15 protein-coding genes and 1 pseudogene are annotated in these 18,460 nt (G+C 68.0%); 7 read left to right on the top strand and 9 right to left on the bottom strand.

Annotated elements, in window-relative coordinates; all coding sequences use genetic code 11:
* The first annotated feature begins 85 nt into the window (after positions 1 to 85).
* Together DIE11_RS32595 and add are read left to right on the top strand one after the other, a co-directional pair.
* A complete protein-coding gene (locus DIE11_RS32595; RefSeq protein WP_124629487.1) occupies positions 86 to 1,435 on the top strand; it encodes an NCS2 family permease in 1,350 nt (449 codons plus the stop codon).
* Between the two features lie 46 nt (positions 1,436 to 1,481).
* Positions 1,482 to 2,582, top strand: a complete 1,101-nt coding sequence (gene add, locus DIE11_RS32590) for an adenosine deaminase (RefSeq protein ID WP_124629486.1) — start codon at positions 1,482 to 1,484, stop codon at positions 2,580 to 2,582.
* A gap of 30 nt (positions 2,583 to 2,612) precedes the next feature.
* On the opposite strand, the gene DIE11_RS32585 is transcribed toward add, so the two are convergent.
* The 3 genes from DIE11_RS32585 to DIE11_RS32575 all read right to left on the bottom strand — a co-directional run bounded on the left by DIE11_RS32585 (position 2,613) and on the right by DIE11_RS32575 (position 7,112).
* Entirely contained in the window at positions 2,613 to 3,065 is a 453-nt protein-coding gene (locus tag DIE11_RS32585; RefSeq protein ID WP_124629485.1) for a nuclear transport factor 2 family protein, read from the bottom strand.
* Positions 3,066 to 3,183: 118 nt separating this feature from the next.
* Positions 3,184 to 5,412 carry a penicillin-binding protein 1A gene (locus DIE11_RS32580; protein ID WP_124629484.1) on the bottom strand — a complete coding sequence of 743 codons (2,229 nt, stop codon included), beginning with the start codon at positions 5,410 to 5,412 and terminating at the stop codon, positions 3,184 to 3,186.
* Between the two features lie 194 nt (positions 5,413 to 5,606).
* Positions 5,607 to 7,112 (bottom strand): PLP-dependent aminotransferase family protein, encoded by a 1,506-nt coding sequence (locus DIE11_RS32575; RefSeq protein ID WP_124629483.1) that lies wholly within the window; start codon positions 7,110 to 7,112, stop codon positions 5,607 to 5,609.
* 123 nt (positions 7,113 to 7,235) lie between these two features.
* Here DIE11_RS32575 and DIE11_RS32570 point away from each other — a divergent pair, with 123 nt between their 5' ends.
* Positions 7,236 to 7,874, top strand: coding sequence for an FMN-binding negative transcriptional regulator (locus tag DIE11_RS32570; protein WP_124629482.1), 639 nt, complete (start codon positions 7,236 to 7,238; stop codon positions 7,872 to 7,874).
* 24 nt (positions 7,875 to 7,898) lie between these two features.
* Here DIE11_RS32570 and DIE11_RS32565 read toward each other — a convergent pair whose 3' ends face one another.
* The gene (locus DIE11_RS32565; protein WP_124629481.1) at positions 7,899 to 8,480 is read right to left on the bottom strand and encodes a thioredoxin family protein; all 582 of its coding nucleotides are present in this window, start codon (positions 8,478 to 8,480) and stop codon (positions 7,899 to 7,901) included.
* 227 nt (positions 8,481 to 8,707) lie between these two features.
* Between DIE11_RS32565 and DIE11_RS32555 the strand changes: the two genes are divergently transcribed.
* Entirely contained in the window at positions 8,708 to 9,448 is a 741-nt protein-coding gene (locus tag DIE11_RS32555; RefSeq protein ID WP_124629480.1) for a response regulator, read from the top strand.
* Positions 9,445 to 10,767 (top strand): ATP-binding protein, encoded by a 1,323-nt coding sequence (locus DIE11_RS32550; protein WP_124629479.1) that lies wholly within the window; start codon positions 9,445 to 9,447, stop codon positions 10,765 to 10,767. Before DIE11_RS32555 ends, DIE11_RS32550 begins: the two co-directional genes overlap by 4 nt.
* Positions 10,768 to 10,834: 67 nt before the next feature.
* Here DIE11_RS32550 and DIE11_RS32545 read toward each other — a convergent pair whose 3' ends face one another.
* The 4 genes from DIE11_RS32545 to DIE11_RS32530 form a co-directional block, all read right to left on the bottom strand.
* Positions 10,835 to 11,446: an alpha/beta fold hydrolase gene (locus DIE11_RS32545; protein ID WP_124629478.1), complete on the bottom strand. Its 612-nt coding sequence runs from the start codon at positions 11,444 to 11,446 to the stop codon at positions 10,835 to 10,837.
* Between the two features lie 53 nt (positions 11,447 to 11,499).
* Positions 11,500 to 12,234 (bottom strand): metallophosphoesterase, encoded by a 735-nt coding sequence (locus DIE11_RS32540; protein ID WP_124629477.1) that lies wholly within the window; start codon positions 12,232 to 12,234, stop codon positions 11,500 to 11,502.
* 97 nt (positions 12,235 to 12,331) lie between these two features.
* Positions 12,332 to 12,868 carry a GNAT family N-acetyltransferase gene (locus DIE11_RS32535; protein WP_124629476.1) on the bottom strand — a complete coding sequence of 179 codons (537 nt, stop codon included), beginning with the start codon at positions 12,866 to 12,868 and terminating at the stop codon, positions 12,332 to 12,334.
* Between the two features lie 42 nt (positions 12,869 to 12,910).
* A complete protein-coding gene (locus DIE11_RS32530; RefSeq protein WP_059598713.1) occupies positions 12,911 to 13,543 on the bottom strand; it encodes a LysE family translocator in 633 nt (210 codons plus the stop codon).
* 314 nt (positions 13,544 to 13,857) lie between these two features.
* On the opposite strand from DIE11_RS32530, the gene DIE11_RS32520 reads away from it, so the two are divergent.
* The gene (locus tag DIE11_RS32520) at positions 13,858 to 15,051 is read left to right on the top strand and encodes a porin (RefSeq protein WP_124629475.1); all 1,194 of its coding nucleotides are present in this window, start codon (positions 13,858 to 13,860) and stop codon (positions 15,049 to 15,051) included.
* Between the two features lie 679 nt (positions 15,052 to 15,730).
* On the top strand, positions 15,731 to 17,653 hold the full coding sequence (locus tag DIE11_RS32510) for an SMP-30/gluconolactonase/LRE family protein (RefSeq protein ID WP_124629474.1): 1,923 nt from the start codon (positions 15,731 to 15,733) through the stop codon (positions 17,651 to 17,653).
* Between the two features lie 34 nt (positions 17,654 to 17,687).
* On the opposite strand, the pseudogene DIE11_RS37290 reads toward DIE11_RS32510, so the two are convergent.
* A pseudogene (locus tag DIE11_RS37290) lies at positions 17,688 to 18,028 on the bottom strand (c-type cytochrome); the annotation flags it as partial.
* Positions 18,029 to 18,460 lie beyond the last annotated feature (432 nt).

Genomic DNA, 18,460 nt, shown 5'->3' with positions numbered 1-18,460 from the left:
ACGGTCGGGATGCGGTACGCGGCAGTATAAGACCGCGCTGCATGAATCGACACAGGACAATATTCGGAATCACAGGAGAACCACCATGTCAGCGACTGACACGATGCCGGCACGAGCGCCGGCCAACTGGCTCGAACGCCGCTTCGCGCTCGCCGCGCGCGGCACGAGCGTGCGCACCGAGACGATCGCGGGCGTCACGTCGTTTCTCGCGGCCGCGTACCTGCTCGTCGTGATTCCGTCGCTGCTTGCGACGGGCGGGATGGAGCGCGGCGCGGCGACGACCGCGACGATCATCGTGTTCGTGCTGTTCACCACGCTGATGGGGCTCTACGCGAACCTGCCGTTCCTCGTCGGCCCCGGCATCGGCGGCTCGGTGATCATCGGCGTGACGCTCGCGACGACGGAGCACGTCGGCTGGCAGACGGGCCTCGGCATCGCATGCGTGTCGGGCGTGCTGTTCTTCCTGCTGACGATCCTCGGTGCGCGCGGCGTCGTGGTGCGGCTGATTCCGGTGCAGATCAAGCTCGGGCTCGGCGCGTCTATCGGGCTGTTCGTCACGATGCTCGGGCTGCGCAATGCGGGGATGGTCGTCGCGAACGCGAAGACCAATGCGTTCGCGCTCGGCGATTTCTCGCGGCCGGGCGCGCTCGTCGCGCTGATCGGCCTCGCGGTCGCGGTCGTGCTGCAGGCGCGCAAGGTGCCCGGCGCGATCCTGATCGCGATCCTCGTCGCGGCCGCGGCCGGTGTGCCGCTCGGCGTCACGCATCTGCCCGCGTCGTTCGTGTCGCTGCCGCACAGCATCGCGCCGATCGCGTTCAAGCTCGATATCGGCAGCGCGTTGAGCCTCGCGGCTGCGCCGTACCTGTTCGCGTTCTTCGCGGCGGAATTCTTCTCGACGCTCGGCACCGCGCTCGCGGTCGGCGCGAAGGCGAACCTGCTCGACGAACAGGGCAACCTGCCGAACATCAACCGGCCGTTCCTCGTCGATTCGCTCGCGGCGACGATCGGGCCCGTGTTCGGCATTCCCGCGCTGACCGCGCTGATCGAATCGGCGGCAGGCGTCGAGGCCGGCGGCCGCAGCGGGCTGTCGTCGCTGGCGGCGGCCGTGCTGTTCGCCGCGATGCTGCTGTTCGTGCCGGTCGCACTCGCGATCCCGAAAGAGGCGACCGCGCCGGCGCTGATCCTGATCGGGCTGTCGATGTTCGCGACGATCCGCCATACGCATTTCGACGACTTCACCGATGCGCTGCCCGTGATGTCGATGGTGCTGCTCACGCTGATGTCGAACAGCTTCGGCACCGGCATCGCGGGCGGGCTGCTGTGCTACGTGCTCGTCAAGCTGCTGGCCGGCCGCTGGCGCGACGTGTCGTGGGGGCTCGTCGTGCTCGCGATTCCGCTCGGCTATTACTTCTGGACCGTCGTGAAGCCGCACTGAGAGACGGTTTTCGCGACGCATCGGCACTACCCCAAAAGAGACTGCAATGAAGGCAACACCAGGTAACGTCCCGGCCGCGCGCACGGGCATCGAGATCACGCCGGCCCATCGGGCCTTCTTCCATGCGCTGCCGAAGGTCGAGCTGCATTGCCACCTGCTCGGCGCGGTGCGGCACGATACGTTCGTCGCGCTTGCGGAGCGCAGCGGCGCGCCGATCGAGCGCGCGGAGATCGACGCGTTCTATGCACGCGGCGAGAAGCCGGTCGGCGTGCTGCACGTCCTGCGCGCGCTCGACAAGTATCTGCTCACACAGCCGGATGACCTGCGGCGGATCGCCTACGAGTATCTGGAGGATGCGGCCGCGCACAACGTCCGGCATGCGGAATTCTTCTGGAATCCGACGGGTACGGTGCGTGTGTCGGGCATCGCGTATGCGGACGCGCAGGCCGCGATCGTGACGGCGATCCGCGACGCCGCGCGCGACTTCGGGATCGGCGCGCGCCTGATCCCGAGCATCGACCGCGAGCAGGATCCGGACGAAGCCGTGGCGATCGTCGAATGGATGAAGGCGAACCGGGCGGACGAAGTGGCGGGGCTCGGAATCGACTACCGCGAGAACGACCGGCCGCCGGAACTGTTCTGGAAGGCTTATCGCAATGCGCGCGCGGCGGGTTTTCGCACGACCGCGCATGCGGGCGAGTTCGGGATGCCGTGGCGCAACGTCGAGACGGCCGTCGATCTGCTGCAGGTCGATCGCGTCGATCACGGCTATACGATCGTCGACAACCCCGAGCTGTGCGCGCGCTATGCGGAACGCGGGATCGTCTTCACCGTCGTGCCGACGAATTCATACTACCTGCGTACGCTGCCGCCGGAGCAATGGGCGGAACTGCACCCGATGCGCAAGATGCCGGGCCTCGGGCTGAAGATCCATCCGAACACCGACGATCCGACGCTGCACAAGGTCAATCCGTCGGAGGCGTGGGAGCTGATGTTCAGCCATTTCGGCTTCACTGTCGCCGAGCTGAAGCAGTTCATGCTGAACGGGATCGACGGCGCGTGGGTGGACGACGCGACGAAGGCCGCGTGGCGTGCGGCGTGGGCGCCGGAGTTCGATGCGCTGGCAGAGACGCTCGCCGCAGGCTGAGCGCGGCTGCGTTGTGCACCGGCCGGCGCTTCAACCGGCCGGCGATTCGCTCAGGTTCAGGTGGTAGCGCAGGTCGCCCGCGAAATCGAACAGCGTGTAATCGCGGAACGAAAAGCGCCACGCCCCGTCGACGCGTTCGAATGCGTCGTGATAGCGGCCCGCCGCGATCGGTTGCAGCGGGAACCCGTCGACGGCCTGCAGCACCGTGTAGTACGAGCGTGCCGTCGCGCGATGCGCGGTTTCGTCGATCTCGATGATCGGATTGCTCACCACATGCTTCGTGCGCGGCGTGCCGCACGGGTAGCGCTTCACGCTCGCGCCGAACAGCGCGAGCAGTTCATCCGCGCCAATCGTCGGCGCACCTTCCCGCGTCTTGATGCGCGCGTGTCGGAACAGCCCGGCCACGCCCGGCAGGTCGCCGGCGTCTATGAGTTCCGCGTAGCGGTAAAGCAGGTTCGCGATATCGACTGCGCTTTGTGTCATGCGGGCTCCACCGTCGTTGAGCGATGACGACGATGGTGCGCGGTGTGCAGCAAGTCCGCTTCGTCCGGGTGGACTAATCCGGCGCTCCGCGTGCTCCCCGTCTTTGTGTTTGCCTGCATCAGCGGAAGAACCTCAGCCAGTCGAACAGGCCCGGATGCGGCGCGCGCCGCCGCGGCGCCGGCGCGCTGCGCGGCCGGAAGTCGGGCGAGAACTGCACGTGCGGGTCGATCGCCCGCGCGCGCAGCGCCGCATCGTAGAACGTGCCGACGATCGGCAGCGCGCTGTGTGCGCCCGCGCCCCAGTAGTCGCTGCGCAGCGTCACGCTGCCGTCGTCGAAGCCGACCCACGCGCCGGCCACGAGCTGCGGATGCATCAGGATGAACCAGCCGTCCGCGTTGTCCTGCGTCGTGCCCGTCTTGCCGGCGACGTCGATGCGGATCCCGTAGCGCGAACGGATATCGGCGCCGGTGCCGCGATCGACGACGTCGCGCATCACGTCGACGAGCGTCTGTGCCGCGGGCTCGGGCAGCGCACGTTCGGGCGGCGCGCTGCCGAAGGCGGCGAGCACCTTGCCGTCGCGATCCTCGATGCGCGTGATCATCTGCGGCGCGACGTACACGCCGCGGTTCGCGATCGTGCCGTACGCGGACGCCATCTCCTTCAGCGTGACGGGGCTCGTGCCGAGCGCGAGCGACGGCACTGCGTCGAGCGGGCTCTCGCGCACGCCCATCGCGCGCGCGAGCTGCACGACCTTCGCCGCGCCTTCCTGCTGCATCACCTGCGCGGTGATGCGGTTGCGCGACAGCGCGAGCGCGTCGCGCAGCGTCATCGGTTCGCCCGTGGGCGGCTCCTCGTCGGTCGGGCGCCAGACCGCGCGGCCGCCGATCGGGATCGCCACGGGGCGATCGACGAACGTATCGCCCGGCCGCATGCCGTCCGCGAACGCGGCGCCATAGACGAACGGCTTGAACGTCGAGCCGGGCTGGCGCCGCGCCTGCGACACGTGATCGAACGGCTCGCTGCCGAAATCGGGGCTGCCGACCCACGCGCGGATCGCGCCGTTGCGCGGGTCGATCGCGACGAAGCCGGCCTGCACCTGCGTCTTGCGCTCGCACAGCGCGCGCATGAATTCCCGATTGGCGCCGAGCTGCTTCAGCGCCGCGACATCGGTGAGCCCGGTGTCGCGTGCTTGCCGATAGTCGGGCGTCTGGCGGACGAAGCCGCGGAACAGGTCATTGCGCAGCCCGCAGCCGGACGGGCCGCGCCACGCGCTGTCGGCGATCGCCTGCAGCTGATCGGTCTGTCGCGTCAGCGCCTGCGTGGCCATGTCCTGCAGCCGCGCGTCGAGCGTCGTGCGCACGACGAGGCCGTCCGAGTACAGATCGTAGTTGTTGCGATCGGCCCACGCGATCAGCCATTTGCGCAACTGCACCGCGAAGTGCGGGGCGAGGCCGGGCTGCCCCGACTGCGGCTCGAAGTCGACGCGCAGCGGCTGGCGCTGCAGTTTCGCGAGCTGCCGCGGCGTCAGCATGTGCATCTGCGCCATCCGGTCGAGCACGATGTTGCGCCGTTGTACCGCGCGTTCGGGATTCAGCACCGGGTTGTAGTAGCTGTTGCCCTTCAGCATCCCGACGAGCGTCGCGCTTTCGACGATGTCGAGCTGGTCGGCCGATTTGCCGAAGTAGGTGCGCGCGGCCATTTCGACGCCGTACGCGTTGTACAGGAACGGCACGGTGTTCAGATAGGTCTCGAGAATCTCGTCCTTGCTGTACACCGACTCGATCTTGAACGCGGTGATCAGCTCCTTCACCTTGCGCGTGAGCGTCGGCGCGCGGCCGACTTCATCCGGATACAGGTTGCGTGCGAGCTGCTGCGTGATCGTCGAGCCGCCCTGGCGGTTGCCCGAGAACGTGTGCAGCCCGGCCGCGAGCGTGCGGCGCAAGTCGATGCCGTGATGCGTGTAGAAGCGGTGATCCTCGGTCGCGATCAGCGCATCGACCATGTGCGGTGAGATCTGCTTGAGCGGCACCCATTCGCGGTTGACGGGCCGGAACTCGGTGATCAGCTGGCCGTCGGCGGACAGCACGCGCGCGGGGCGGTCGATGCGCGCCTTGCGGATGTCGCCGATGCTCGGCGTGAACGGAACGAACGCGAGCAGCACCAGCAGGCCCAGCACCGGTATCGCGGCGAGCGTCAGCGCGACGCCGCGGCGTGTCGGATGACGCAGGCGATGCAGCACGCCGGCGCCCAGCGCGCGGATGCGCGCGCGGCAGGCAGCGGCGAACGGTGCGACGCGGGCGCGGCAACGGAGCCACGCGTCTCGAAGAAGCGGCACGAAGCGATTCAAGGCGGCAGGAGCGCGGATGGAAGAGGCGCGATCCTAGCAAACTGCGCAGGTGCGCCGGCCGTGAAAACGGTCGTTTGCTTGCAGGATTTACAGACGATTACGTTTGTTGCTCGCTGACAATCATTTGCGGCACGCGCGGTTGCGATTCCGCAGACGAATCGCTGCCTGCCGGCCGTTGCGCGGGTGCCGCCCGATCAGCGCTGCGCGACGCCGGTGGCCGTGGCGACCACATCCGCGAGCCGCTGCGCGGCCGCTTCCATCTGAGCGCGGCCGAACCCGCCGAAGCCCAGCACGAGCCCCGGGCGGGCCGTGCCGGGCGCGAACATCGGCGACACCGCGCGCACCGCGACACCGGCTTGCGCGGCGCGCTCGACCACGTCGAGATCGTCGATCCCTTCCGCGAGCCACAGCACGACATGCATCCCCTGGTCGCCCGGCTGCACCCACGCGCGTTCGCGCGGCAGCCGCGCACCGAGCGTGTCGATCAGCAGAGCGCGCTGCTCCGCGTACACGCCGCGCACGCGGCGGATGTGGCGGTCGAGATGGCCTTCCGCGATGAACGCGGCCAGCACGTGCTGGTCGGCAGTCGGCACGTGACGATCCATCAGCACGCGGGCGCCGCAGAACGCGGGCACGAGATCGTCGGGGGCGATCACGTAGCCGAGCCGCAGCGACGGAAACAGGATCTTGCTGAACGTGCCGAGGTAGATCACGCGATCGGGGTCGAGCCCCTGCAGCGACGGGAACGGATAGCCTTCGTAGCGCAGCTCGCTGTCGTAGTCGTCCTCGACCACCCACGCGCGCCGTGCACGCGCCCACGCGAGCAGCGCATTGCGCCGCGCCATGCTGAGCGGCATGCCGAGCGGATACTGGTGCGACGGCGTGACGAACGCGACCCGTGCGTGAGGCGCGGCGCGGATGCCGGCCTCGACGTCGAGGCCGTCGGCGTCGACCGGCACCCGCACCATCGCGTCGCGCCGCCCCGTGCTGTCGAGCAGCGCGGTGATGCCGCGATAGGCCGGATTCTCGACCCACGCCTGATCGTCGGCGCCGAGCAGTACCTGGCTCGCGAGATGCAGCCCCTGCTGCGTGCCGCTCGTGATCACGACCTGGTCGGCATGGCAGCGCACCGAGCGCGAGCGGCGCACGTAGTCGGCGATCGCCTCGCGCAACGGCAGCGCGCCTTGCGGATCGGCATAGCCGGACGGCGCGCCGGCGCCGCGTGCGCGCAGGCGGTTGCCGAGCCGGCGCCAGATGTCGTCGGGGGCGGTGAGGCCGATCGGCACCGAGATCGCGAACGGCATGGCCGGCAGCGGACGGAATTCGCCGGCGATCCGCGCGAAGGTGGCGGCCGGCTCGGGCAGGCCGGTGTGCACCGGAGGGCGGCGTGGCGCGGACGGCACGGGTTCGGGGCCGGGAAGGGGCTCCGCGAGCGCGTTCGCCACCCGCGTGCCCGCGCCGCCGCGCGATTCGAGAAAGCCTTCGGCGATCAGTTGCGCATATGCATCGACGACGGTGCCGCGTGCCACCTGCAGCGACGTGGCGAGCAGCCGTGTGGACGGCAGCGTGTCGCCGGGCCGGACGTCGCCGCGCCGCACGGCTTCGCGCAGCGCCTGCGCGAGCTGGCGACTCAGGTCGCCGGCCGCGCGATCAAGCGCGCCGAGCGACGGGATTTCGACGTTCCGGGTCGTTCTTGCCATGATTCTGGTCTGCGGAAATTGTTCCAAACCGGCTCTACAGCATAAACCAGTTTGGAGCCACAATCGCCGCATGACGGGCCAGCGCCTGATCCATTCCAACCGCTGCATGACCGTGGAGCCGACATGTACGTCCCCGCCGATTTCAACGAACCCAACCCCGACGCGCTGCGCGAGCTGATCGTGCAGCATCCGTTCGGCAGCCTGATCACGCACGGCAACAGCGGGCTCGACGCGAACCATATCCCGTTCGAGTTGCTGCCGTCCGACGGCGGGCTCGGTGAACTGCATGCGCACGTCTCGCGCGAGAATCCGGTCTGGCAGGACGTCGCGAACGGCGACGAGGTGCTCGTGATCTTCCGCGCGGGCGACGCATACATCTCGCCGACCTGGTATCCGAGCAAGCATGTCGCGCACCGGCAGGTACCGACGTGGAACTACGTGGTCGTGCATGCGCACGGCCGCATCACGGTGCGCGACGACGAGAAGTTCGTGCGCGGCGTGGTCGCCCGGCTGACGCGCACGCACGAGGCGTCGCAGCCGGTGCCGTGGAAGATGGGCGACGCGCCGGCGGATTATCTCGACGCGATGCTGCAGTCGATCGTCGGGCTGCAGATCGAGATCACGCGACTCGTCGGCAAGCGCAAGCTCGGGCAGAACAAGGCGGAGGCGGATATCCGCGGCGCGGGCGACGCGCTGGTCGCGAACGGCAACCTCGCGATCGGGGAAGCGATGATCGAGGCGGCCGACGCGAAGCGCGGGTGAGCGCCACGTCCGCGCGCCGGCCCGTTACTGCGTGCGCGTCGTGCCTTTCGCGCCTTCACCGGCCTGCGCCAGCGCTTGACGAATCGCCGCCTCCGTCTTGTCGTACCCGCCTTCGCCATAGCGCGTGTAGACGACCTTCCCGTTCGCGTCGATCAGGTACAGCGCGGGCCAGTACTGGTTGCCGTACGCACGCCACGTGTCGTAGCGGTTGTCCTGCGCGACCGGATACCGGATGCCGAAGCGCTTGATCGCATCGGCGACGTTGCCCGCGTCGCGCTCGAACGGATACTCGGGCGTATGCACGCCGACCACGACGAGCCCCTGGTCGCGATATTTCCGGTCCCACTCCTTCACGTACGGAATCGTATGAATGCAGTTGATGCACGAGTACGTCCAGAAATCGACGAGCACGACCTTGCCGCGCAACTGGCCGAGCGTCAGCGGCGCGCTGTTGTGCCAGCGGTCGATGCCGGTGAAATCGGGCGCCGCCGTGCCGGCCTGCGAGGCCGGCATGTCCGCGTCGTCGCGGGTGCCTGCGAACGCGGCGAGCCCGGCCGTGGCGGCGAGGGCGATGACGAGGGCGGCGATCTTGAATCGGGGCAGCATGGCGTTCTCCTGAGCGGGAGGCCACCGCTCGGAGGCGGTGGCCGGACGTGTTTCGACAGGCCCCATTAGGCTGCGCCGACGTATCTGCGATGTGTCCGGCAGGCCGCGCGTGTGCAATGTTGTGTGTCGTCGCGGCGGCGCGATACATTGGGATACAAACGCATGCCCGCCGTGCGGTATAAAAGCGGACATCGCCTGCCCGAATACCCCGACACCGACCACGACTCATGGACAAGATCGACCACGTGCTGATCGTCGACGACGATCGCGCGATCCGCGAACTGATCGCGGACTATCTGGAGAAGAACGGCATGCGCGTGTCGCTTGCCGCGAACGGCCGCGAGATGCGCAACGCGCTCGACGACGGCGCGCCCGACCTGATCGTGCTCGATCTGATGATGCCCGGCGAGGACGGCCTCACGCTGTGTCGCGACCTGCGCGCGGGCAAGTTCCGCACGGTGCCCGTGCTGATGCTGACCGCGCGCGGCGAGGAAACCGACCGCATCATCGGCCTCGAGATGGGCGCCGACGACTACCTGGCCAAGCCGTTTGCGGTGCGCGAGCTGCTCGCGCGGATCCGCTCGGTGCTGCGCCGCGCACGCATGCTGCCGCCCGGCATGCAGGTGACGGAAACGGCCGAGATGCTCGCATTCGGCGAATGGCGGCTCGACACGACCGGGCGCCACCTGCTCGACGCCGAAGGCACGCTGGTCGCGCTGAGCGGCGCCGAATACCGGCTGCTGCGCGTGTTCCTCGACAACCCGCAACGCGTGCTGACGCGCGACCAGTTGCTCAATCTCACGCAGGGGCGGCAGTCCGATCCGTTCGACCGGTCGATCGACCTGCTCGTGAGCCGGCTGCGCCAGCGCCTGCGAGACGGCGCGCGCGAACCGCGCTACATCAAGACGTTGCGCAACGAGGGCTATGTGTTCTCGTCGGCCGTGACCGCCGTCGACGGTACGCCATGAGCGCGCGCACGCCGTGGCACTGGCCGCGCTCGCTGTTCGCGCGGCTCGCGCTGATCCTGTGCGTGGGCCTCGCGCTCGCGCAGACGCTGTCGTTCTGGCTCACCGTGACCGAGCGCGACCAGGCGACCACCAACCTGATGATGGGCTACATCGAGCGCGAGGTCGCGAGCTCGGTCGCTTTGCTCGACCACCTGCCGCCGGCCGAGCGGGCCGCGTGGCTGCCGCGCCTCGCGCGGCGCAGCTATGCGTTCATCCTCGGGCCCGGCGAGACCGGCACGCCGCCGGAAGCGCGGCTGTCGGCGCGCGTCGAGCGGTCGATCTCGGACGGCATCGGCGGCGACTACCCGCTGACCGCGAACGCGATCCCCGGCGACCGCGAACATCTGCAGGTGCACCTGCGCCTGACCGACGGGTCGCCGCTGACGATCGACATCCGTCCGATGTCGACGGTGCCGCTGTCGGGCTGGCTGCCGGTCGTGCTGGTGCTGCAGCTCGCGGTGCTGGCCGCGTGCTGCTGGCTCGCGGTGCGGCTCGCGACGCGGCCGCTCAAGCAGCTCGCGCAGGCCGCCGATGCGCTCGGCCCCGACCTGAAGGGCGAGCGGCTGAACGAGGGCGGGCCGTCGGAAGTCGCGCGCGCCGCCCGGGCGTTCAACGCGATGCAGGATCGCATCGCGCAGTACATGGCCGAGCGCATGCAGATCCTCGCGTCGATCTCGCACGACCTGCAGACGCCGATCACGCGGATGCGCTTGCGCGCCGACATGATGGACGACGACGCGCAGGGCGCGAAGCTGCGCCAGGACCTGCTCGAGATGGAGCATCTGGTGAAGGAGGGAGTGGCGTACGCGCGGACGCTGCACGGCACCGAGGAGGCCGCGCGCCGCATCGATCTCGATGCGCTGCTCGACAGCATCGTGTGCGACTACACGGATGCGGGGCAGGACGTCGCGCTGCACAGCCGCGCGCCGCTCGCGCTCGTCACGCGGCCGAAGGCGCTGCGCCGCATCGTCGGCAACCTCGTCGACAACGCGCTGAAGTTCGCGGGCGCGGCCGAGATCGACGTGCACGCCGCGCCGGACGGCGGCGCGGTGATCGCCGTGCTCGACCGCGGGCCCGGCATTCCGGACGATCAGCTCGACGCGGTGTTCGAGCCGTTCCGGCGCGTGGAGACGTCGCGCAACCGCGAGACGGGCGGCACGGGGCTCGGCCTCGCGATCGCGCGGCAACTCGCGCTCGCGATGGGCGGCACGCTCACGCTGAGCAACCGGACGGATGGCGGCGGGCTGGAGGCGCGGCTCACGCTGAGGAGTGCAGGGTGATGGGGGGCGGCGCGGTTTCGGCTTTGTGCTGAAACCGAAGCTGACGTCGAGGCTGCGGCGCGCGACGTCACACGCGCTGCAGATGCGCATCGACGAGCGGTGCGAGCGTCTGCGCATGCACGGCAGCAAGATCGTGCCGGCCGCCGTGCAGGATATGCAGCCGGGCGTCGGGCAACCGTTCGAGCAGGCGCCGGCCGGCCGCGAGGGGGCTGATCGGATCGTCGTCGCCCCACAGCAGCAGTGTCGGCTGCGCGATGCGGCCGATTTCCCGCGACAGGTCCGCCCGGAACGTCAGGAACCAGTCGGGAAGCTGCGGATTGGCTTCCGCGAAACCGGTGCGCCAGTCCTGCGCGCCGAGCCCTGCCATGTCGAGTCCGCCGGACGTGACCGTCAGCACGAGGTGCGTGATCAGTTCGGGCTTGTCGAGCGCCGCGCGCATCGCGATCACGCCGCCCATCGATTGGGCGATCACGGCGGTCGGCCGGTCGATCGTTTCCAGAACATGACGCACGAGGCTGTCGAAATCGTCGACGGCCGGATCGCGCGGCGTGTCGCCGAAGCCCGGATAGCCGACGATCCGGCGCTCGGCCGGATGCGTCAGCAGATTGGCCAGCGGTTGCCAGAAGGCGGTGCTGGCCGATGCGCCGGGCAGGAAGAGCAGTTGCGACGGAACGGGCATGGCGGTGCGGTTTTCCGGTGAATGAAGTGAAGCGGAAGGGTGAGCCAGGCGCGTCAGCACCGGCCGGTGCGCAGCGCGACGGTCCAGTCGTCGCGTCCGCGCGATGCCGCAGTGGCGGCCGCCGTGTGCCAGTCGTATTCGACCGCATGGAATTCGACGTTCCAGCCGGCCGCCGTGCGCGACACCATCGCGTAGCGCGCATGCGGCGAGCCCGTCTCGATGCGGTGCGGATGCGGCAGGTCGTCCGCATACGCCTGCAGCCCGACGCTGCCCGGGTTGACGATCAGCCGGCCGTCGTCGAGCTTCGCCGTGCGCGGGATATGCGTGTGGCCGCACAGGATCAGCGACGCCGGTTCGTCGCCCGCACGCCGCGCGATTTCATCGGGCGTGGCCGCGCGGCAGCCATCGGGCGTCACCGTTTCGAGGAAATAGACGAGGTCGCTGGCGGGTGTACCGTGCACCATCAGCACGTCTTCGTCGAGCGTCAGGCGCTCGGGCAGCGCGGCGATCCACGCGCGATGCTCGTCGCGCAGCGCATCGTGCGCCCAGCGATCGGACAGCCGCATCGTGTCGCGATCGCCGGTCAGCAGTTGCCGTTCGTGATTGCCCTTGATGGTTGGCAGGTCGAGCGCGATCAGGCGGTCGGCCGTTTCGGCCGGATGGAGCGCGCCCGACACGATGTCGCCGAGGTTGACGATCACGTCGGCGCCGCGGCGACGCACGTCGTCGAGCACCGCGTCAAGCGCGGCGAGGTTGCCGTGGATGTCGGACAGCGCGGCGATTTTCATGGTGAGCAAGTCGAGGCGGGGAACGGCGATTGTCGCGAATTCGGCGCGGTTCGTCCAATCGCGTCGGTGACGCGACACGCGCGACGCGCGGCGAGTTTCAGTCGGTCGCGATGCGCGCGTACATCGCGAAATCGCCCGGCACGCCGCGCACCATCCGGTACGCGCGCAACAACCCTTCGTACCGGTAGCCGCATTTCTGCAGGACGCGCGCGGAGGCGGCGTTGCTGCTCAGCACGACGCCCTGGATGCGCATGAAGCCACCTTCGGCGAACGCCCACGCGGTGACGCTCGCGCACAGCGCGCTCGCGATGCCGCGCCCCCAGTGCGACGGTGCGAGGTCGTACGCGATCTCGGCCGAGCGGTTCGCGGCGGACACCGTATGCAGTCCGATCGTCCCCGTGAGCGCGCCCGACGCGTCGTCGACGATTGCGAGACGGCGGATCGAATCCGGATGAGTCGACTCGATATCGTCGAACAGCGGCAGCAGATCGTCGCGCGCATGCAGGTTCCAGCTCGTGTGGCGGACGACGTCGCGCCTCGACAGGTACGCGTACCACGCGTCGAGATCCGAGCGGTCGAGCTGCCGGAGCGACAGGCCGGGGAAACCGGCGCGGGGCGGCGCGGCGATCCTCATCGCGCACCCATCACGCACGATGCGGCGCGCATGCCGACGCGCCTATGCGGCATGACGCCGGTACAGCGCGAGCGAACCGGCCAGTGCGAGCAGCATCGCGCCGCATGTGCGTTCGAGCCACAGCGCGCCCGAGCGCTTCAGCAGCCGCACCGCACGAGCGCCGAGCAGCGCGTAGCCGAACATCACCGCCCCGTCGAGCAGCGCGAACGTGACCGCGAGCGCGACGTATTGCGGTGCGAGCGGCGCGGACGGATCGAGGAACTGCGGCAGGAATGCGGAGAAGAACAGATAGCCCTTGGGATTGGTCACCGCGGTCAGGAAGCTCTTCGCGAAGATCGACGCGTTGCGTCCGTGCGCCGTGCCGCCATGCCCGACGGTGACGTCGAGCGAGCCCTTCGACGTGAGCAGCCGGATGCCGACATACGCGAGATAGGCGGCGCCCAGCCATTTCACCACCGAGAACCACAATGCCGAGGCCATCAGCAGGGCGCCGAGGCCGAGCGCGACCGCGACGATCAGCACGAAGTCGGACAGCATCGCGCCGGCGAAACCGTAGGCCGCGCGGCGCACGCCGTAGCGCGAGCCGTTGGTCAGCGCGAGCAGCACGGTCGGGCCTGGCGTCGCGATTCCGACGAACGCGACGGCGGCGAAGATCAGCAAGGTCGTTTGATGCATGCCGATGGCTCCATGTGGAACGCGGGTGCTCGATTATCGGGCGCGCGTTGTCGCGCTGTACAGCGGCGTTCGCTGCGCGACCGATTATCTCGATTCTGGCAAGAAGTTGTTTTCATTATTGCGCTGTTGATGGGAACCGGTTCCAACTACCATGGCGGCCGTGGCGGGCATGCTCGCCGCGACGTCGCGCGCGCGTATCGCACGCGCGCGTTCCCGTGTGCGGACGCGGCCGGCGTCGCATGCCGGCGGGGCTCCCGGCCGCACGCGCTACTCGCATAGAACAACGGGCTCACCGCCCGGAGACGCTAAAAACCATGAACAAGCAACTGATCGCAGCACCGCTGCTGCTCTCGCTCGCGGGCATCGCATCCGCGCAAAGCTCCGTCACGCTGTACGGCATCGTCGACGCGGGCGTGACCTATCGCAGCAACGAACGGGTCGGCTCGCCGGGCGCCTATACAGGGCATTCGAACGTCGGGCTGACCACCGGCAACCTGTCCGGCAGCCGCTGGGGCATCAAGGGTTCCGAGGATCTCGGCGGCGGGATGCGCGCGCTGTTCGTGCTCGAGAACGGCTTCGACATCACCAACGGCACGTCGGGTCAGGGCGGTCGCCAGTTCGGCCGGCAGGCCTTCGTCGGCGTCGGCAGCAACCGTTACGGCACGGTCACGCTCGGCCGCCAGTACACGTCGCTCGACGACTTCGTGAGCCCGGTCGGCCCGTCATCGTTCATCGGCGGTTTCGGCGCGCACCCGGGCGACATCGACGATCTCGACCAGACCGCGCGCGTCGACAGTTCGATCAAGTACACGAGCGCGAACTACGCGGGCTTCACGTTCGGCGCGCTGTACGGCTTCGGCAGCCAGCCGGGCAGCATGAAGCAGCGCAACACGTGGAGCATCGGCGCGGCATACGCGGCGGGGCCGCTGCGCGTGGGCGTCGGCTACGAGCGTTCGGACAACAGCAAGACGGGCGCGACCGACCCGACGGTCGGCAAGTGGCAGAGCACCGACGACGGCCTGTTCAACTCGTCGATCAACGAAGGCTATGCGAGCGCGCAGTCGCAGCAGATCATCGCGACCGGCGCGACGTACGACTTCGGCCCGGCCGTGGTCGGCGTGAACTACAGCAACGTGCAGTACCGCAGCGGTGCCCAGTCGCTGTTCAACGGCCACGCGACCTTCAACGTCGCGGGCGTGTTCACGCGCTGGAACGTGCAGCCGCAGACGCAGCTGTTCGCGGGCTACAGCTACACGCGCGGCAGCGACGTCGACGGCATCGACAGCCGCGCGCAGTATCACAACGTCACGCTTGGCGCGGTCTACGACCTGTCGAAGCGCACCAGCGTGTACTTGCTCGGCGCGTATCAGCATGCGTCCGGCACGACGCTCGACGCGCTCGGCCGGCCGGTGGCCGCGACCGCATCGGTGTCGGACAAGGCGAACGGCCACGCGTCCGACTCGCGGTCGCAGGCGATCGTCAGCCTCGGCCTGCGCCAGAAGTTCTGACGTCACGCGCATGACCGGCCGCTCGCGTTCGATGCGGGCCGCCGGTTGCGTGGCCCGCTGCTGATCGATGTCTGTTCCACCGCCAGCGCGTGATCGACGTCGTCGATGCGCTGCCCAGGTACCTCGACGGTTGGGGCGGCGCGACGCTCGACAGCGCGAGCTGACCTGAACCGGCCGCACGCCCGGCCGGGGCGCTGCCTTCCTCATCATCGCTGTCCACCTCTCCTTCGCCGCACGCGCGGTACATCCCGCTCCTCATCCGCATCTTCATTGGCAACGGCAACCCGCCGGACGTCGCCTTATTTCATGTATTCACGATTTTCCCGGCAATGCAGCGCGCACGGGACAATATTTTTTCTCTTTCATTTTAATTTCGATTTGTAATCATTTAATCGATTCGACGGCAATGGAAGTTCAATGCGCGCGAATCAGAAAAAATGACGCGTTATGGTCAGGTGTTTCGGAATAAAGTGCCGGAAAAAGCGGCTCGCGAGAGCGCTGTCGGGCGGGGGCTGCGATACGAAGCCCGGAGCGATGCGTCTTCAGTCAGGCGGCATCGCGCGGTAAAGGAATGTAATGAATCATTCGCAGCGAAATTGAATCGGTTTTTGAAAAAATCACCAATATTTCATACGCGGCGAATTAGAGTGTAAAAAACGATCGTCCGGGAGCATCATTCATGTTATCGAAACAAATTCGTGCGGCATTGCTTGGGCTGTGCATGGCAATGCTGGCGCCGGCCGGTCACGCCCAAGCGCAATACACGACGGACTGGCTCGCGAACACGTTCGGCACGCTCGCCGCGCACGTCGGCAACGGTGCGCGCTCGCTTTGGGTCGCGCCCGAGGGCGTGATCTATACGGCGTCGCGCTGGGACGAGAACGCGGGCGGTGTCGCGATCTACCAGAACGGGCAGACGCTCGGCACGATCGGCATCCATGACGAATTCCAGGGTGGCGCGATCACCGGCAACGCGAACTCGCTGTTCGTCGCGCTCGGCTACAACCGCACGTTCGGCAGCGGCTCGGTCGGCCGCTACAACCGCAGCACGAACCAGCGCGACCTGCGCATTCCTGTCAGCACGTGGACGGGCATCCAGTACGCGGACGTGATCACGGGTCTCGCGACGACCGGCAACCTGCTGTACGTGAGCGACTTCTACGGTAACCGCGTGCGCGTCTACACGACGGACGGCGTGTGGCAGCGCGATATCGGCGTATCGGGCCCCGGTGCGCTGGCGCTCGATGCGGCCGGCAACCTGTGGGTCGCGCGCAAGAGTGCGGGTGTCGTCGCGCAGTTCAGCCCGACGGGCACGGCGATGAGCACGATCCAGATGGCGGCCCGCGCGCGGCCGGCGTCGCTGTATTTCGATGCGCCGAGCGGGCAGTTGCTGGTGGGCGACGAAGGCCCCGACATGAACATCAAGATCTACGCGCTCGTGGGCCAGCCCGTGCAGCGCGGCACGTTCGGCGTGCAGGGCGGGTATCTCGACACGACTTCGGGCATCAAGGGGCAGGTCGGCGACAAGCGCTTCACGCGCGTCGCCGGCATGGGCAAGGACGCGGCCGGCAACCTGTACGTGCTGAACAACGCGTGGGGTGGCGGCTGGGATCTCGGGCGCAATGGCAGCACCGACCTCCATTCGTACAGCCCGACGGGCGTGCTGCAATGGAAGCTGCAGGCACTGAACTTCGAGGCTGCCGCCGCGCCCGATCCCGCCACCGACGGCGCGTTCTTCTACAGCGGCAACAACGTGTACACCGGCACCGCGGGCGGCACGTTCGTCGCGAACACGATCGATCCGTTCACCTATCCGAAGGACCCGCGCCTCGACATGAACGACTACCAGCGCGGTCAACATTTCGGCCAGCTCGCGCTCGTGAACGGCACGCGGATGCTGGTCGCGACCGGACAGAATCCGGGCAACTACAACATCTATCACTTCAACGGCGCGAGCGGCTACATCGCGATTCCGGACGGCTCGATCCCCGGCAAGCCGTTCAACACGACGCTGCAGGTGACGGCCGGCTTCTCGCTCGACGACAACGGCGACGTGTGGGCCGGGCTCGATCGCACGAACAACATTTCGCATTATCCGATGACGGGTTTCGACGCGACCGGGAAACCGACATGGGGCAAGCCGGTGCAGATTCCGATTCCGCGCACCGTGCTGCCGCTCACACGAATCATCTACCAGGCCGACAGCGACACGATGATCCTCGCGCAGGGCATCTCGGGCAGCTGGGACTGGACAGCGATGAACGGGCACATCGAGGTCTATCGCGGCTGGAAGGCCGGCAACACGAGTACGCCGAACGTCGCGATCAACCTGACGAGCGCGAATCCGAAATCGATGGCGGCGGCAGGCCACTACCTGTTCGTCGGCTACGTGCACACGGTGCCGAACGTCGACGTGTTCGACCTGAACACCGGCAGCCTCGTGACCACGCTGACGAATTCGAACACGTCGGCGATGGACGTCGGCAACGACGTCGACTCGATGTACGGCATCCGTGCGTACCTGCGCTCGACCGGCGAATACGTGATCACGAAGGACAACTACAACGGGTCGAGCCTCGTCGTGTATCGCTGGCATCCGTGATCTGGCATGCCGCGCCGCTCGGGCAAGCTAGGTTTCATGGCGCGCCGAGCACGCGGCCGTTCACTTCGCGCCCGTACATCGAGGCGGGCGTGTCGTGGAATTTCGCGCGGGTGTCCTGCACCGAGCCGGTGAAACGGGGGGGGGGGACTGCGGGCGCTCGTGACTGTCCATGAAGGTCGCGACCTCCCACGCTTCCTGATCGGTCAGCGTGCCGCCGAGCCCAAGCAGCATGTTCGCCTTCACGAAACCGGCCGCGTTGCGGATGTCGCCCATGCCCGCGCCCCAGTTGAACGAGCGTGCACCCTAGAGCGCCCTAAAGACCGGCTTGCCGCCGCTCGATTGCACCTGGCCGTCCGCGCCGTGGCACAGCGTGCAGGCCTCGGGCGCGCGGCGGCGAGCAGCGCGGTGCCGGCCGCGAGGCCGAGTGTCTTGAGCGCGCCTCGGCACGCATGCCGGTCGGACATGGCTCATCTCCCGGAATCGTTTGTGTGAGGGCGTGTCGCGTTGCCGTACGACGATGCTGCGTCGAGAATGCGTCGCCAGTCTAGCCACGCGCGCTCGATACGGAAAATCGCGATATCGGATGGGAGATATCCGGGGGGGCTGATGATTTGGCAGGAGGGCGGGGGCGGTGTGATCGCTTCAACCACCATCGGCTCGAATGTTGCAACGGGCCTTTTTGAGGATCGCCGGGTTGTTTAGGGTCTTCCAGCGGACGGCTCCGGTTTCAGTCGGCAAATTGCTCACCTTATTGATATGGATGACTGATTATGTGAGGTGGGGAGTAGAGGAGCGACTTGTATAATT

It is taken from the genome of Burkholderia sp. Bp9012 (genome assembly GCF_003853825.1).
In the GTDB taxonomy this organism is placed as follows: domain Bacteria; phylum Pseudomonadota; class Gammaproteobacteria; order Burkholderiales; family Burkholderiaceae; genus Burkholderia; species Burkholderia diffusa.
The sequence above is the reverse complement of the archived record's forward strand: the minus strand, read 5'-3'. Positions and strand labels throughout refer to the sequence as shown.

What these genes read in the sequence shown, in the direction of transcription:
- DIE11_RS32535 (WP_124629476.1), bottom strand. Translation starts at nt 12,868, where the DNA reads ATGAGGATCGCCGCGCCGCCCCGCGCCGGTTTCCCCGGCCTGTCGCTC.
- add (WP_124629486.1), top strand. Translation starts at nt 1,482, where the DNA reads ATGAAGGCAACACCAGGTAACGTCCCGGCCGCGCGCACGGGCATCGAG.
- DIE11_RS32595 (WP_124629487.1), top strand. Translation starts at nt 86, where the DNA reads ATGTCAGCGACTGACACGATGCCGGCACGAGCGCCGGCCAACTGGCTC.
- DIE11_RS32540 (WP_124629477.1), bottom strand. Translation starts at nt 12,234, where the DNA reads ATGAAAATCGCCGCGCTGTCCGACATCCACGGCAACCTCGCCGCGCTT.
- DIE11_RS32520 (WP_124629475.1), top strand. Translation starts at nt 13,858, where the DNA reads ATGAACAAGCAACTGATCGCAGCACCGCTGCTGCTCTCGCTCGCGGGC.
- DIE11_RS32570 (WP_124629482.1), top strand. Translation starts at nt 7,236, where the DNA reads ATGTACGTCCCCGCCGATTTCAACGAACCCAACCCCGACGCGCTGCGC.
- DIE11_RS32565 (WP_124629481.1), bottom strand. Translation starts at nt 8,480, where the DNA reads ATGCTGCCCCGATTCAAGATCGCCGCCCTCGTCATCGCCCTCGCCGCC.
- DIE11_RS32555 (WP_124629480.1), top strand. Translation starts at nt 8,708, where the DNA reads ATGGACAAGATCGACCACGTGCTGATCGTCGACGACGATCGCGCGATC.
- DIE11_RS32575 (WP_124629483.1), bottom strand. Translation starts at nt 7,112, where the DNA reads ATGGCAAGAACGACCCGGAACGTCGAAATCCCGTCGCTCGGCGCGCTT.
- DIE11_RS32545 (WP_124629478.1), bottom strand. Translation starts at nt 11,446, where the DNA reads ATGCCCGTTCCGTCGCAACTGCTCTTCCTGCCCGGCGCATCGGCCAGC.
- DIE11_RS32510 (WP_124629474.1), top strand. Translation starts at nt 15,731, where the DNA reads ATGTTATCGAAACAAATTCGTGCGGCATTGCTTGGGCTGTGCATGGCA.
- DIE11_RS32530 (WP_059598713.1), bottom strand. Translation starts at nt 13,543, where the DNA reads ATGCATCAAACGACCTTGCTGATCTTCGCCGCCGTCGCGTTCGTCGGA.
- DIE11_RS32550 (WP_124629479.1), top strand. Translation starts at nt 9,445, where the DNA reads ATGAGCGCGCGCACGCCGTGGCACTGGCCGCGCTCGCTGTTCGCGCGG.
- DIE11_RS32585 (WP_124629485.1), bottom strand. Translation starts at nt 3,065, where the DNA reads ATGACACAAAGCGCAGTCGATATCGCGAACCTGCTTTACCGCTACGCG.